Genomic DNA, 14,373 nt, shown 5'->3' with positions numbered 1-14,373 from the left:
GGGTCCTACTGCAGCGCCAGCATGGAGCCGTTCAACTGGTCGAACGGCCCGTAGACGGTGAAGGTGACCCGGCCGTTCGGCACCGAGGACGACACCTGAGCCGCCGCGTCCAGCGCCTCGCCGAAGGAGGCGGCGGACGGATGCGGCAACCCGGCGATAGCCAGACCGACATGATTCTGGTGCACCCATACCGTGTCGGCGGGACTCAGGTCGACCTGAACCCCACCCGGCAGCGGGGTCACGGCGACAGCGCCGGCCGAACCCGCACCCAGCACCGCGAAAACCGAAGCGGCGCCTGCGACCAATGCGCCGGCGACCATGGAGCGAACTACTCGCATATGTGTTGAGACCTGCTTTCCCGCGATCGAAGTATGAATGGCCCGATGCTGCCCCGCACCGGGCCGAGCCAACGGCGACTACTTTATGACGTCGATCACCATCTGGGCCAGTTCCGCACGAATCGGACAGCGGAAAATCTCGCCCCGAGACACGACGGCGGCGGCGCTGCTAACGTGGCCCGCCGTGACGGGCTGGTTCGCCCGCGCGTTTGGAAAATGTCCCGCACGTCGACAATTTGGGAGCTCCATACCTATGTCATCGATTTTGTTCGACTACCTGCTGCCGCTGCTGGGCCCCGAGCAGGCCGCGTACTGGGCGCAGGTTTTCGTGATCAATCCGATCTGACCCGCGCGATTCTTTTCCCGCTACTCGTCGCCTCCCGTTAACCTGACGGGAGGCGGCGGTGGTTGTGGACGGCTAGCATGCCGCTCCGTGACAAGAACTACCGCCGCGATCGCGGCCAGCGCCACCCTCTTGGCCCTGCTCCTCACCGGTTGCGGGGACGACAAGACCAGCACCGCCACCTCGTCCGCCACCACCACGGCGGCACAGGCCGCCGCCCAGGTCGACAGCGTGAAGGCGGGCGCGTTCCTCGTCAGCTTCCGCGGGGCGTTCCCCAAGCTGGCCGAGGGCAAGGACGACGCGAAGATCGCCGGCATCCTGACCGAGACCTGCGGCGATATCAAAGCGGGTAAATCCGAGGACGACGTCGTCAAGAACATCGTCAAGCGCGCGGGCGGCGCCACCCAGCCCAGCACCGAGGAAGCCAAGGCGATCTACCAAATGGCCAAACTCATGTGCTGACCCGCTCGCAATCCGGCCGTGCTTCGCACACCCGCCGATTCCGCGCGCAAAGCGTGTGCGGAATCGAGCCGGTGTGCGAAGCACCCCCGGGCGGACGAGTTGGTCTGTAAGCCGGATCCTGTCCCCGGCGCTGAGCCGGGGGGCGGCCATCCATCTGGGCACACCGTCACCGGGTGCCTCGAGCGGTCCACCCGCAGGCTCGGGCGAGCAGCCCTCGAACACCTGCGCAGCCGCACCGGCTACGGTGCGGCCTTCGACCTTGCTCCGGGCGGGGTTTACCGAGCCGCCCCGGTCACCCGGGGCGCTGGTGCGCTCTTACCGCACCGTTTCACCCTCACCGCACGACCGCTAGGCCGTGGGCGGTCTGTTTTCTGTGGCACTGTCCCGCGGGTCACCCCGGGTTGCCGTTAGCAACCGCCCTGCTCTGTGGAGTCCGGACTTTCCTCGGCGCCGGGCGGCGGCACATCCGTGCCCGTTCCCGGTGCCGCGGCCGCCCGACCAACTCGTCCGCCATAACAGGATACTGGGTACGGTTGATGGCCATGGAACGTGTCGAGGTCGGCTTCCCCTCCGGAAGCGAACAGTGCGCGGCGTGGCTATACCGCCCGGACGGCGCACCCAAACCCCGCCCGCTAGTGGTGATGGGACACGGCCTGGGGGCCAATCGGGAAATGGGACTGGATCGGTACGCGCGGCGTTTCGCGGCCGCGGGAATGGCGGTCCTGGTATTCGACTATCGGCATTTCGGCGCCAGTCAGGGCACACCGCGCCAGTTGCTGAACATCGCGCGTCAGCGCGCGGACTGGCATGCCGCCATCGCGTACGCCCGCACGTTGCGCGGCATCGACGCGACCCGGATCGCGTTGTGGGGCACGTCGTTCGGCGGTGGGCACGTGCTTTCGGTCGCGCCGGACGATGCCTATATCGCGGCCGTGGTCGCGCAGGTACCGTTCACCAGCGGCCTGTCTTCGGCGTTGGCGAAGGGACCGATCAGCCTGCTCAAGGTCAGCACCATCGCGGCCACCGACCTGCTGCTCGGAACGCTGCGGCGCAAGCCGGTGGGCATCCGGCTGGCCGGACGCCGCGGCGCCGCGGCACTGATGAGCGCGCCCGACGTACCGGACGGCTTCCGCAGGCTGACCGACGAGAGCGAGACCTACGAACCGAAAGTGGCCGCGCGCGTGGCATTCTCGGCTCTCTTCGACGCACCGTGGCGACGGGCGAAAGCCCTGAAGATGCCGGTGCTGTACGCGCTGTGCGACGACGATTCCGTCGCGCCGGTGAAATCGGCGCTGCGCGCGGCCGAACGCACCAAGCACGCGGTGGTGAAGCGTTATCCGGCGGGACATTTCGACATCTATTTCGACGAGGTCTTCGAGAAGACCGTGTACGACCAGACCGAATTCCTGGTGTCGGTGCTGCGGCCATAGGGCGTTTCGCGGCCCGGCTGAATGCCGTTGCGCTGGACGGCTGAACTTGTCGGTGCCCGGCGCTACAGTCCGAGCCATGCAACCCGTCACCGCCGCGGTCGCCGAGATCGTGCGTCGGATCGCGCCGCTCGACGACCTCGAGCGGCAGCACATCGACACGACGCTGGCCTGGCTCGCGTCGACCGACGACATCTTCCGGCGGGTCAGACCGGCGACCCCGCCGCGGCACCTGGTCGCCTACGTCGTGCTGGTCGATCCAGCGGCGCGGGCGGTGCTGCTCGGCAAGCATCGCCTCGCCGGGCTGTGGTTGCCGACCGGGGGGCATGTCGATCCCGGTGAGCATCCGCTCGACACCGCGCGGCGCGAAGCGGCCGAGGAGATCGGCGTCGAGGCCCGGTTCGACGTCGTCGGGTCCGACCCGCTGTTCCTCACCGTCACCGCCACGGTCGGTCCGGGCTCCGGCCACGAGGACGTGAGCCTCTGGTACGTCATCCGCGGTGGCCGCGCCGACGGCGACACCCTCGACCCGCGCGAGTTCGACGGTGAACGATGGTGGGCGCTGGATGGATTCGCCCTCGACGACACCGACCCGCACTTCGGGCGTTTCCGCACCAAACTCGACGGCGCGTTGCGATCCGCCGCCGGTTGAGTGCCGTTCGAGTCGACGGAATCGGCCGATGCTGTCACGATGACGCGGATGATTGTCAGGCTTGCGCGAGAGGACGACCTCGCCGGTTTTCTCGAACTGGCGGGGCAGGTCGAGCAGTGGTTCGGCGCGGGAGCCGACGACGCCGGGTTTCGCGCCTCGGTGCTGCGGCACGTGCGGCGCGGCACGGCGCTCGTCGCCCGGTCGGCGGGGGCGGAGATCCTCGGCGGCATCCTCTTCGGCTCCGACCCGCCGATCTACCGGGTGCACTGGCTGGTCGTCGCGGAACAGGCTCGCGGGCACGGGATCGGCCGGGCGCTCACCACGGACGCGATCCGCCGGTACGTGCCCGCCCCCGGCACGCTCGAGGTGGTGACGTTCGGAGCCGACCATCCCGGCGCGGTCACCAGTGGTGCGCGCGCGTTCTACGAGAACCTGGGCTTCCATCCCGCCGAGGAAGCGGATCCCGGGCCGGAAGGCGGGTCGCGGCAGATCTACCGGCGTCGCGTGTGAGACAGGTCAGCCTCGGCGGAACGCCCGCCAGAAGATGAAAGCCAGGACCGAGGCGGGAATCGCGGCGAGGACGGGCTTGTCGCGGAGCGTCTCCAGAAGCGTGCGGCCCGGATGGGCTACCGGTCCTGGGATTCCCGCCGCGCCACGTTCGGCGGCGGTGGCGGCTTCCGCCTCCACCTGCTCGGCGCGTTCGGCGGCACGCCGAACCGACTCCGCTATCGGCGTCTCCTGCCCACCCGCTGCTTCGGCGGCATGCCTCCCGGTGGATTCCGGCTCCGTCTCTCCTGCCGCGCTGGCGATGTCGTCCGCCTTCTTCTCGCTCTTGTTCGAGGCCACCGTCTTCGGCTCCTGGTTCCCTCCAGCACCAAGGGCGCTGTCCGCCTGCGAGGCGGTACCGGCGGTCGTCGGGGTCTGCGAAGCACCAGCCGCGCTGCTCGCCTGCGCAGCCGCCTCCGGAGTCCGCGCCGACGACACGGCCTCCCCCACACCAGCGGCACCGCCGGCCTGCGGAGCCGCGCCGGTCGAAGTCTTCGCCGCCGAGGACGCCGTCTTTCCCGTATCGGGCGTGCTGCCCGTCTGAGAGGCCGTACCGGTCTCCGCCGCATCGGGCGCGCTGCCCGCCTGCGGGGCCGTACCGGTCGGAACCCTGCCCGAAGTCACCGTCTCCGCCGCACCAGCGGCACCGCCGGCCCGCGAGGCCGCGCCCGTCGAAGTCTTCGCCGAAGAGGCCGTCTCCCCCGCATCCTGCGCGCTACCCGCCTGCGAAGCCGCGCCGGTCTCCCCCGCATCCTGCGCACTGCCCGCCTGCGGGGCCGTACCGCTGTCCGCCGCATCGGGCGCACTGCCCGCCTGCGGGGCCGTCCCGGTCGGAACCCTGCCCGAAGTCACCGTCTCCGCCGCATCGGCGATGCCGCCCGCCTGCACAGACGTGTCTTGCGATAGCCGCACCGCGCTCGGGGGTTCGGATGCTCCCGCGACGCCGTTGCTGGAGGTATCCGTCGCGCGCTGGTTCGCCGATTCCCCGCCGGCCCCGTGCGCCGCACCCTCGGACGACTGCGCGGTTCCGGCCGGCCCGCCGCCGGAGGCGTCGGTGGCGCCGGGCAGGTCGTCGGTCCCCTTGTCCGTCGGTTTGCGCTCGTTCATGGCTTTCTCCTGTGCTGGGCCTCGCGGTACGGAAACGGATGTCTCGGATGCCGTCGCGGCCCGGATACCCTGCGGATCAGCAGGCAAACCGGGCCGCCATTCCATCTCGAACTCCCGGCGCGGGTCGCCAGGGCCCATCGGCCCGCTCACCCCGGTGCGCACGAACCCGTTGCGCAGATACAGTCGCTCGGCGTGGGCATTGTGCTCGGCGACCTCCAAACGGACGACCGCGTGCCCCCTCTCGACCGCCCAGTCGAGCACCGCGCTGACCAGCCGGTCCGACACGCCGGTTCCCCGCGCCCGCGGCGCCACCCACATCGAGATCAGGTGCACGCCACCGCGTTCCGGGTCGGGCATGCCCGCGACGGTCCCCACTCCCGTCCCGTCCGCCTCGGCCAGGAACTGGGCCCGATCCGACAGCGCGCGCCGCCAATCGCTTTCGGTGCGAGCCCGCGCCTCGGCCAGGGTTGTCCCGAAGAACTCCGGCGCGTCGGTCAGCGCCGCGAGGCGGACCCGCCGGAACACCGCCCAGTCCTCTGGCACGAGCAACCTGATCCCGGGTATCGAGATGTCCATCCGCATGTCTCTACCCGGTCGACGGCTTCCCGCACAAAGGATTTCGACAACGCGGTCGATACGGGCCCGTCCACTCACCCGCGACCGGCACGGTCGTGTCCTGCCACGCGGTCCACAACCCATCGTCCCGCCCGCCGCAGCACCATCCTGGTCCGGCCTCCTGTGGCGCTCATCGGGACCAGTAACCTACTGGCAACCATCATCGCCACATCGGCGACGCCGAACCGGATCGTCGTGCCCCTGGATGGGAAAGGCGGGCGTCATCGAGCGCGATCCGCACCGAGCCTGCGCAGCCCGGCGAACTCCAGTCCGGCGAAGGTCGCCACCGCCGCCGCGCCTGCGAGCAGGAACGCGACGCCCGGCCCCGTCAACGCGAAGACCCCCGAACCGGCCAGCCCGATCATCCCGGCCGCCGAGAGCGCGTTGACGACGACCACCGCCCCCGCGTAGCGCGCGGCGACCGCCGGACGCCGGGCGATCGACAGCAACACGAGCGCACCGCCGAGCATGACGACGCCGAACGCGACGCTCCACCCGGTCGGCACCCCGAGCGGCTCGCGCAGCAGCCTGGCCCCGGCGAGCAGCACCGCGCCGAAGACGCCGGTGCTCCAGCCGTCCACGCGCAACGCGAAACGCAGGAACGCGTCGCGGCGAGCCGAGGTGGTGGATGTCATGAGTACTCCCGTCGGTCGATCCGTACGGGGCCGGTCGGCTCCCGGCGCCGAGCCTGCAGGCCGCAGGTGCGCGTCTCAATAACCTCGGAGGTCATGGCCGCACCGCGGGGCGGGATGCTTCACTGGCCGGGTGACACCGGCGCGAACACAGTCGAGAGCGGGCATCCTGCTGCGAGAATGGCGGCAACGGCGCAGGTTGAGCCAGCTCGACCTGGCACTGGCGGCGGACACCTCGGCGCGGCACCTGTCCTACGTGGAGACCGGCCGCGCCGCGCCGAGCCGGGCGATGGTGCTGCGGTTGTGCGACACGCTGGAGGTGCCGCTGCGCGAACGCAACACTGTGCTGGTGGCGGCGGGTTTTGCCCCCGCCTACCTGGAGAGCAGTCTCGACGACGCCCATCTCGCGTCGGTGCGCACCGCATTGGAGACCATGCTGACCGCGCACGAACCGTACCCCGCGGTGGTGATCGACCGGCTGTGGAACGTTGTGGTGGGCAACGCGGCGATGAGCGTGCTGATGGACGGCGTCCCCGAGCACGTGCGCGCGCCCCGGCCCAACGTCTACCGGCTGGTGCTGCACCCGGATGGCCTCTCGTCCCGGTTGGCCAACCTCGCCCAGGTGCGGGAATTGTTCCTGGAGCGTTTGGCCAGGCAGGTCAGCGCGAGCGGGGACGCGGAACTGTCCGCGCTGTACGACGAGGTTTCCGGCTACCCCGATCCGCCGGGGGCGGACGCCGCGACGGCGGAGACCGGCACGCCGAGCCCGTTCGAGGTGCCGATCCGCATCCGCACTCCTGCGGGCGAGCTGTCGATGTTCAGCACGATGGCCACCTTCGGCGCTCCGGCCGATGTGACGCTGTCGGAGCTGGCCATCGAATTGTTCTATCCCCTCGACGACTTCACCGCGGCCGCGCTGCGCTTGGCGGCCACGGCGAAGGCGTGAGCGGACCTCAGGCGTCCAGCATGGATTCGTCCCACTCGCGGTCCAGGTCGGGGTCGGCGGCCGAGAGCACCTCGTCCAGCCGCAGCCCCAGCTCGGCGATGTTCGGCTCGGTCATCATGTTCAGGTGATCGCCCGGCACGTCGATCACCGTGAACCGGCGCGCCGCGTACTGCTTCCAGCCGTTGTCGGCGCTGTCGAACATGCTGCCCACGGTCTGGTGCGCCAGATCGACGCCCGGCGGCAGGCCCTCGGTGGCGCGCAACAGCGTGATGTCGCGCTCGTACGGCTCGAGCTTGTAGTCCAGCATGGCCGAGTAGTTGGCGAAGAACACCTCGTAGAGCCGTCGGATCGCCTGCGGCGAACTGTCGGCGGGCAGGATGCCCGACCGCACCGACTCCGCCAGCATCGCCGCGAACAAGTCCTCGGAATTGTGCACGTCGGGCTCGAAATCGACCAGCGCGGAACGGCTTCCCCGCGCGTACCACAGCAGCTCGAGGAAGAACCACCGGATGAGCTTCTCCTCCGGAATCGGGGTCCGGGTGCGAGCGCGCAGCGCCATCGTGTCCAGCAGCGTCACACTGGAGACCTGGTGCTCGGGCAGCTGGCGGGCCATCTCCAAGGCGACGTAGCCGCCGAACGACCAACCCGCCAGGTGATACGGCCCCTTCGGATGCACCCGCCGCACCGCTTGCAGATACGACTCCGTCATCGCGGGAATGGTCTTCTCCGGGGCGCTGCCGGAATCCGCGCCCGCGGCCTGCAATCCGTAGATCGGGCGATCCGGATCCAGGTACCGCGCCAGCGCCAAGTAGCACAGCACGTTGCCCCCGATCGGGTGCACCAGGAACAGCGGCGGCTTGCTGCCGCCGACGCTGATCGGCACCAGCGGGTCGAACGTGCGCCGCGCGTCGCCCGACCGGATCAGCGTGGCGATCCCGGCGGCGGTGGGCGCGCCGATGAACGCGTCCAGCGGCACCTCCACCCCCCAGCGCCGCGACAGCGCCATCACCACGCGCATCGCCCCGATCGAGGTGCCGCCCGCGGCGAAGAAGTCGTCGTCGACGCCGATCGCGCGCAGCCCCGCGTACTCGGCCAGCAGTTCGACCGCCGAGCGTTCGTATTCGTCGGCGGGCTCCCGCCGCGCCGACACCGTCTCGGTGGCGTCCTCGCCGTAGGCGCGCAGCGTCGCGTCGTCGCGCTTGCCGCTGGGCGTGCGTGGCAGTTCGTCGAGCCAGGCGAACCGCGAGGGCACCATGTGCGCGGGCAGCATCGTGCGCAGGTCGTGCCGCAGCGCGGCGAGGTCGGTCCGCTCGGGCGAGCCGACCAGGAACGCGATCAGCGAACCGTCGATGCCGCCGAACCCGCGGGCCACCACGGCGGCCTCGGTGATGCCGGGGAACTTCTCCACCAGGCTCAGGATGCACAACTCGACTTCGGCCGGTTCCACACGGAAGCCGCGGATCTTGACCTGGCTGTCACTGCGTCCGAGGCAGACGATGTCGCCGGAGAACAGCCGGACGCCGAGGTCGCCGGTGCGGTACCGGACCGCGCCCGCGTGCGTGGCGACGAACCGCTGCGCGGTGAGCGCGGGCCTGCCCTCGTAGCCGCGGGCGATGCTGCGGCCACCGAGATAGATCTCGCCGATCACGCCGTCCGGCACCGGGCGCAGGGCGCTGTCGAGCAGTTCGACGGTGTCGCCGTCGACGGCGCGCCCGATGGGCGGCAGCGCGGGGAACTCGTCGGCCGGACCCGTGAGGGTGAACTTGGTCGCCACGTGGGATTCGGTGGGGCCGTACTGGTTCTCCAGCACCAGACCGGGCACCACCTTGCACAGCGCGCGGATCTCGTCGGTGATGCGCAGCTGTTCGCCGGAGGAGATCAGCACTTTCAGCTCGGTCGGGAACATCCGGTGCGCCACTGCCGCTTCGGCGAACGCCTGCAAGGCGACGTACGGCAGGAAGAGCCGCTCGATGCGCTCATCCACCACCGTGCGCAGCAGTTGCTCGACGTTCGATCGCAGATCGGCCGAACTCACTCGCAGGGTCGACCCCGCCGCGAGGGTCGTGAAGATTTCCTGGAACGACACGTCGAAACTCAACGGCGCCAACTGGAGTGTGCTCAGCAGGCCGGTGCCGGTGGCCGCGCGATTCTGCCAGTCCACCAGGGAGGTCAAGCCGCGATGCGGCATCGCGACGCCCTTGGGCTCGCCGGTCGAGCCCGAGGTGAACAGGACGTAGGCCACCGCGTCGGGCGAGATGTGCGTGGGCAGCGTCACTTCCGCGTCGGGTTCGGAATCGTCGAAGAGCGCGGCGGTGTCCAGCACCAAGGCGGCCTCGTCGACGATGTCGCGATAGGCGGCGTCGGCGATCACGCGGTGCGGGCGGGCGCGGTCGATCATCAGATTGAGCCTGGCGCGCGGGTAGCTGACATCCAGCGGTACGCACGCGGCCCCGAGCCTGGTCAGCGCGAGCACGAGCAGGATCAATTGCGGGCGGCGCCCCATCAGGATGCCGATCCGGTCGCCCGGCGACACCCCGAGCCCGGCCAGTCGCCGGGCCAGCCGGTTGGAGCGTTCGATCAGCTGGTCGTAGGTGACGGATTCGTCGTCACCGGCCAAGGCGACGCGCGACGGATGGAGCGCGGCGGCCTCGGCCACCAGAGTGCCCACGTCGCGGGCGGTCGCGGGGCCCACGCCGCGGTCGATCGCCGTGTCGGGGTCGGCGACGATACCGGCCAGCATGCGCAGCTGCGTGCGGGCCACGGTCTCGCATTGCTCGGCGGTGAGCGTGTGATCGCCGTCCACCCGCAGCCACATCCGGCCGTCGCGCGGGTCGGTCGCCGCGGTGACCAGCAGCTGGAAGTTGGTCTCCTCGCGGGCCTCGAAGTCGAGCAGGCGCACGCCGTCCAGCACGAGCATCGGCTGGAAGACGTGATAGTTGACGAAATTGAACGCCGTCTCGAAGACCGGCCCGCCGTCGGCGAGGATCGACCGCAGCGGGTAGCGGCGGAACGGATACGCCTCGCGTTCGCGTCGCGCGAGCTGCTCCACCGCCGCGCGCCATGTGGTCGCGGCGCCGTCCAACCGGATCGGCAGCGTGTTGAGGAACAGCCCCGCCACTCGTTCGGCGCCGGCTCGGTCCGGGCGGCCGTGGCTGACCACGCCGGTGGTGACATCCGTGCGGCCGGTGAGCGCCCGCAGCGCCAGGCAGTGCGCGGCCAGATACACCGACTTCTCCGGCACCTGATGGCGCGTGGCGAACGCCGAGACCTGTTCGGCCAGCCTGCGCGGCACCAGCGCCCGCGCTTGCGGCACGCCCGCCACCACCGGCTGGTGCGCCCCGAGCGCGGTCAGCGCGGTGGGCTCGGCGCCTTCCAGGGCGGTGCGCCAGTACGCGCGGGCCGCGCTGTCGCGTGCCGCGCCCTGTTCGGCCCGCGCGTATTCGGCGAGCACGGTGGCCGGATGCGGGGCGGCCTCGACCTGGTTCTGGGTCATGCCCAGGTGATGCAGGTAGTCCAGCAGCAGTTCCAGCACCGACGTGGCGACGCTCCAGCCGTCCAGGATGGCGTGGTGGAAGCTGAGCACCAGGTCCACCGTGCCGACCGGTTCCTGCGGCCCGGGGCGGACGAACACCCGGATGGCGAACAGCGCGGGGACCGAGATGTCGTACTGGGCGTGGGCCCGCTCCTGGAGATGGATCTCGATCAGATCCTCGCCGTCCGCCTCGTCCATCTCGCCGAGATCGACGATCTGGAGATCGTAGGAGGGCGCTGTGTGCACGATCTGCAGCGGAACCGAGTACTTGCTCAGTTCGAACGACGAGCGCAGCGCGGGTTGACGCCGCACCAGCCGGTCCACCGCGTCACGGAACTCAGCTGCGTCCCAAGGGATTTCGAGACTGTAGCGGAACACGTCCTTGTAGGTGACCGAGTCGGCGCGCTCGATGCTGTGATACAGCATGCCCAGTTGCAGCGCGGTGGCCGGGAACGCGTCCTCGGCCTGGTGCAGCGCGGCGCGGTCGATCAGCGGCACCGTCTCCAGCGGCGCGGCGACGCGGCCGCGCTCGTCGCGGCGGTCGTCGCGCACCACGCGGGCCAGTTCGGCGATGGTCGGCGCCTGGTAGAACGAGTCCACGTCGAAGTAGAGCCCGGCGCGTTCGGCGGCGGTCCGCACGGCCAGCGCGAGGATGGAGTCGCCGCCGTGGGTGAAGAAGTTGTCGTGCACGCCGATCGACTCGACGCCCAGCACGGTGCGCCAGACCTGCGCGAGTCCGGCCTCGACATCGGTGCGCGGCTCGCCGCCCTCGGCCGGTTCGGCGCCGTGACCGAGGACGAGTTGCTCGGCCAGCGCGCGCCGGTCCAGCTTCCCGTTGCGGGTCAGCGGGATCCGGTCCACCCGGATCAGCCGCGACGGCACCATGTAGCGGGGCAACCCGGCCGCGAGCTGCTCGGCGATCTCCTCGCCGGAGACGTCGGCGCCGACGAAGTAGCCGACCAGTTGCACGCCGTGCGCCTCCGAGACCTCGTCCACCACGGCCGCCGCACGAACCCCGGCGCAGCCGAGCATGGCGTTCTGCACCTCGCCGAGGGTGATCCGGTTGCCGCGGATCTTCACCTGATCGTCGAAGCGGCCCAGGTACTCCAGGTTGCCGTCGGGCAGCCAGCGCGCCAGGTCACCGGTGCGGTACCGGCGGCGCCCCGGCACCGCGCGATCGTCGACGAACGCCGCCGCGGTCAGCTCGGGCCTGCCGCGATAGCCACGGGCCACGCCGACGCCCGCGATGTTCAGCTCTCCCGGCACGCCGACCGGCACCCGGCGGCCGATGTGATCGAGCACGAGCAGGTCGATGTTGTCGATCGGGCGGCCGATCGGCACCACCTCGAGCGGCTCGTCGGCGGGGCAGTCGAAATAGGACACGTCGACCGTGGCCTCGGTCGGGCCGTAGAGATTCACCAGCTGCGGCGCCGCCGCTCCGGCCGCGGCGAAGACCGCGTGGAACCGGCGCACCAGCGCCGGGGGTAGCGCCTCACCGCTGCAGAAGATCCGCCGCACGCTGCCCAGCCGCGCCACCGTCGCCGGGTCGGCCGCGAGTTCGTCGACGAACGCGGCCAGCATGGAGGGCACGAAGTGCAGCACCGTCACGCCGTGCGCGGCGATCGCGTCGGCGATGCGGCGCGGATCGCGCTCCCCGCCCGGTTCCAGCAGCGCCACCCGCGCGCCGGTGATCGCCCACCAGAACAGCTCCCACACCGACACGTCGAAGGTCACCGGCGTCTTCTGCAGGATCACGTCCGACTCGCGCAGCGGGTAGCGCCGCTGCATCCAGGTCAGGCGGTTCACCACCGACCGGTGCTCGATCATCACGCCCTTGGGCACGCCCGTCGAACCGGAGGTGTAGATGAGGTAGCCGAGATCGGCCGGGTGCGAGACGCTTTCGACGCCGCGGGCCGGGACGGTGTCGGCCACCGTGATCCTCGTGACGCCCAGTTCGTCGAAGACCGCCTGATGCCGCGGCCCCGCCACGACGAAGCGCGCCCCGCAGTCGGCGAGCACGGTCTCGATGCGGGCGGCCGGGAAGTCCGGGTCGAGCGGCACGTACGCGCAACCGGCCCGCAGCACACCGAAGATGGCGACGAGCATCTCGGTCGAGCGGGGCAGCACCACCGGTACGCATTCGTTGCCGGTCGCGCCGAGCGCGTGCAGCCTGGCGGCGAAGCCGTCGGCCAGCGTGGACAATTCGGCGTAGCGCAGCGGCTGCTCCCCTGACCCCGCCACCGGTTCGATCGCGATCCGATCCGGATGCCGTGCGGCCATGTCGGCGACCAGCCGGTCGATCGTCGTGTACGGGAACTCCGCGCGCGGACCGGATTCGAACGCGGCGATGGCCGCCTGCTCCCGCCTCGGCATCAGCGGCAGGTCCGAGATCGGCGCCTCCGGCCGGTCCAGCGCCGCGACCAGCAGCGCGCCGACGCCGCGCACGACCGATTCGAACGGGAAATTCTCGTCGAAGACGTCCTTGTCGTAATACAGCTGGAGGTTCAGCGAGCCGTCGCGGGCGTGCTCGACGCCGAGAATGTTCAACGCCTCGAGCACCGTGCCCGGATTGACGATGTCGAGCGTGCCGAGGATCTTGTCGAGGTGATCCGAGGGCGGCATCTTGATGTAGGAGTACGCCACGTCGAACAGTGGCGGAGCCGTCGGATCGCTGCTGAGGGCACGGGCCAGGTCGCCGTACGGGAAGCGCTCGTAGCGCTTGAGTTCCCGGATCTGCGCGGCCACCTCGGTAGCGACCGCCGACAGCGGCTCGGTGGGATCGACCCGGATGCGCAGGGGCACCACGTTCGTCCGGTGCCCGGCGGTGCGGAAGGTCTCCGCGCTGTGCCGGTTGAGCATCGGGACTCCGATCACCACCTCCTCGGAGCGGTGAATGGTGGTCAGGTAGGCGGCCAGGGCCGAAACGGTGAACGCGAAGACGGAGAAGCCGGTGGCTCGAATGCGGTCGAGGAACGCGGGTTCGACGACCACGCGCCGACGCCCCCGATCGACGTTCGGGGTGCTCGCGCGTCCGGAGAAGAGTGCGGGGACCACTCCTTCGAAGCGGCGCACCAGCGCGTCACGGTCCGCCGCCCACTGCGGCGAGGACAGATACTCCTCGTGTTCGGCGGCGATCCTGCGGTAGGTCGCCGCACTGCGGTCGGTCTGCTCGGTGAACGGCTCGGGCTCGGCGAGCTGCTCGAGCGAGAGGTCGCCGCGGCTGTAGTTGTCCACCAGGGCGCTCCACAGCGCGTTCACGCCCCAGCCGTCGATCATCGCGTGGTGCATCGCCACGTAGAGATGGAAGTGGTCGGGCCCGTCGACCAGCGCGGCGATCCGGAACGGCTGGCGCGGCGGGGACGGCGTCACATTGGCCCGGTTCACCCAGTCCCGGCGCGCCGCGGCCGGGTCGGAGGCCCAGCTGAGATCGACCAGCTCCACCTCGGGTAGCTCGTCGGAGACCCATTGCCAGAAACGGCCTTCGGAGAACTCGAACCGCAGGCGCAGCGCCTCGTCCGACAGCAGCGCCCTGCGCACCACGGCGCGCAACCGGTCCATGTCGAAGGGCTCGTCCATGAACGCGCAGTACGCGTTCCGGGTGACCGGAGCCGGGGCATACCGGTAGGCCACCGACAACACATCGCGCTGGTACGCGCTGACCGGCCAGGCTTCGGGGGGTCTCTCGGAAGTAGCACTCGGTTCGAATGTCACAGTCACTCCTATCGCGACAGTCGCGGCACCGGCCGTGCGCGGATCCGCTCGGGCCCACCCTG

The 14,373-nt window shown here is 70.5% G+C and carries 9 protein-coding genes and 1 other RNA gene; 5 read left to right on the top strand and 5 right to left on the bottom strand.

The window, feature by feature from the left end:
- Positions 1-5 precede the first annotated feature (5 nt).
- Positions 6-320 (bottom strand): hypothetical protein, encoded by a 315-nt coding sequence (locus tag ACH49X_RS15865; RefSeq protein ID WP_228827325.1) that lies wholly within the window; start codon positions 318-320, stop codon positions 6-8.
- A 451-nt stretch (positions 321-771) separates the two neighbouring features.
- On the opposite strand from ACH49X_RS15865, the gene ACH49X_RS15860 reads away from it, so the two are divergent.
- Complete coding sequence (locus ACH49X_RS15860; protein WP_195077748.1) at positions 772-1,143, top strand: hypothetical protein; 372 nt, start codon at positions 772-774, stop codon at positions 1,141-1,143.
- A gap of 91 nt (positions 1,144-1,234) precedes the next feature.
- Here ACH49X_RS15860 and rnpB read toward each other — a convergent pair.
- An RNA gene (gene rnpB / locus ACH49X_RS15855) (RNase P RNA component class A) lies at positions 1,235-1,649 on the bottom strand.
- A 36-nt stretch (positions 1,650-1,685) separates the two neighbouring features.
- Between rnpB and ACH49X_RS15850 the strand changes: the two genes are divergently transcribed.
- The 3 genes from ACH49X_RS15850 (at position 1,686) to ACH49X_RS15840 (ending at position 3,732) form a co-directional block, all read left to right on the top strand.
- Positions 1,686-2,573 carry an alpha/beta hydrolase gene (locus ACH49X_RS15850; RefSeq protein ID WP_195077747.1) on the top strand — a complete coding sequence of 296 codons (888 nt, stop codon included), beginning with the start codon at positions 1,686-1,688 and terminating at the stop codon, positions 2,571-2,573.
- Positions 2,574-2,649: 76 nt separating this feature from the next.
- Entirely contained in the window at positions 2,650-3,222 is a 573-nt protein-coding gene (locus tag ACH49X_RS15845) for an NUDIX domain-containing protein (protein ID WP_357108953.1), read from the top strand.
- 48 nt (positions 3,223-3,270) lie between these two features.
- Positions 3,271-3,732, top strand: a complete 462-nt coding sequence (locus ACH49X_RS15840) for a GNAT family N-acetyltransferase (RefSeq protein ID WP_195077745.1) — start codon at positions 3,271-3,273, stop codon at positions 3,730-3,732.
- Positions 3,733-3,738: 6 nt separating this feature from the next.
- On the opposite strand, the gene ACH49X_RS15835 is transcribed toward ACH49X_RS15840, so the two are convergent.
- Both ACH49X_RS15835 and ACH49X_RS15830 read right to left on the bottom strand, forming a co-directional pair.
- Positions 3,739-5,451 (bottom strand): GNAT family N-acetyltransferase, encoded by a 1,713-nt coding sequence (locus ACH49X_RS15835; RefSeq protein WP_357205329.1) that lies wholly within the window; start codon positions 5,449-5,451, stop codon positions 3,739-3,741.
- A gap of 260 nt (positions 5,452-5,711) precedes the next feature.
- Positions 5,712-6,125, bottom strand: a complete 414-nt coding sequence (locus ACH49X_RS15830; RefSeq protein ID WP_357205326.1) for a hypothetical protein — start codon at positions 6,123-6,125, stop codon at positions 5,712-5,714.
- Between the two features lie 130 nt (positions 6,126-6,255).
- Between ACH49X_RS15830 and ACH49X_RS15825 the strand changes: the two genes are divergently transcribed.
- Positions 6,256-7,068 (top strand): helix-turn-helix transcriptional regulator, encoded by an 813-nt coding sequence (locus ACH49X_RS15825; protein WP_357205323.1) that lies wholly within the window; start codon positions 6,256-6,258, stop codon positions 7,066-7,068.
- A gap of 7 nt (positions 7,069-7,075) precedes the next feature.
- Here ACH49X_RS15825 and ACH49X_RS15820 read toward each other — a convergent pair whose 3' ends face one another.
- The gene (locus ACH49X_RS15820; protein ID WP_357205320.1) at positions 7,076-14,311 is read right to left on the bottom strand and encodes an amino acid adenylation domain-containing protein; all 7,236 of its coding nucleotides are present in this window, start codon (positions 14,309-14,311) and stop codon (positions 7,076-7,078) included.
- Positions 14,312-14,373: the final 62 nt, after the last annotated feature.

It is taken from the genome of Nocardia sp. NPDC019323 (assembly GCF_044389845.1).
In the GTDB taxonomy this organism is placed as follows: Bacteria; Actinomycetota; Actinomycetes; order Mycobacteriales; family Mycobacteriaceae; genus Nocardia; species Nocardia implantans.
The sequence above is the reverse complement of the archived record's forward strand: the minus strand, read 5'-3'. Positions and strand labels throughout refer to the sequence as shown.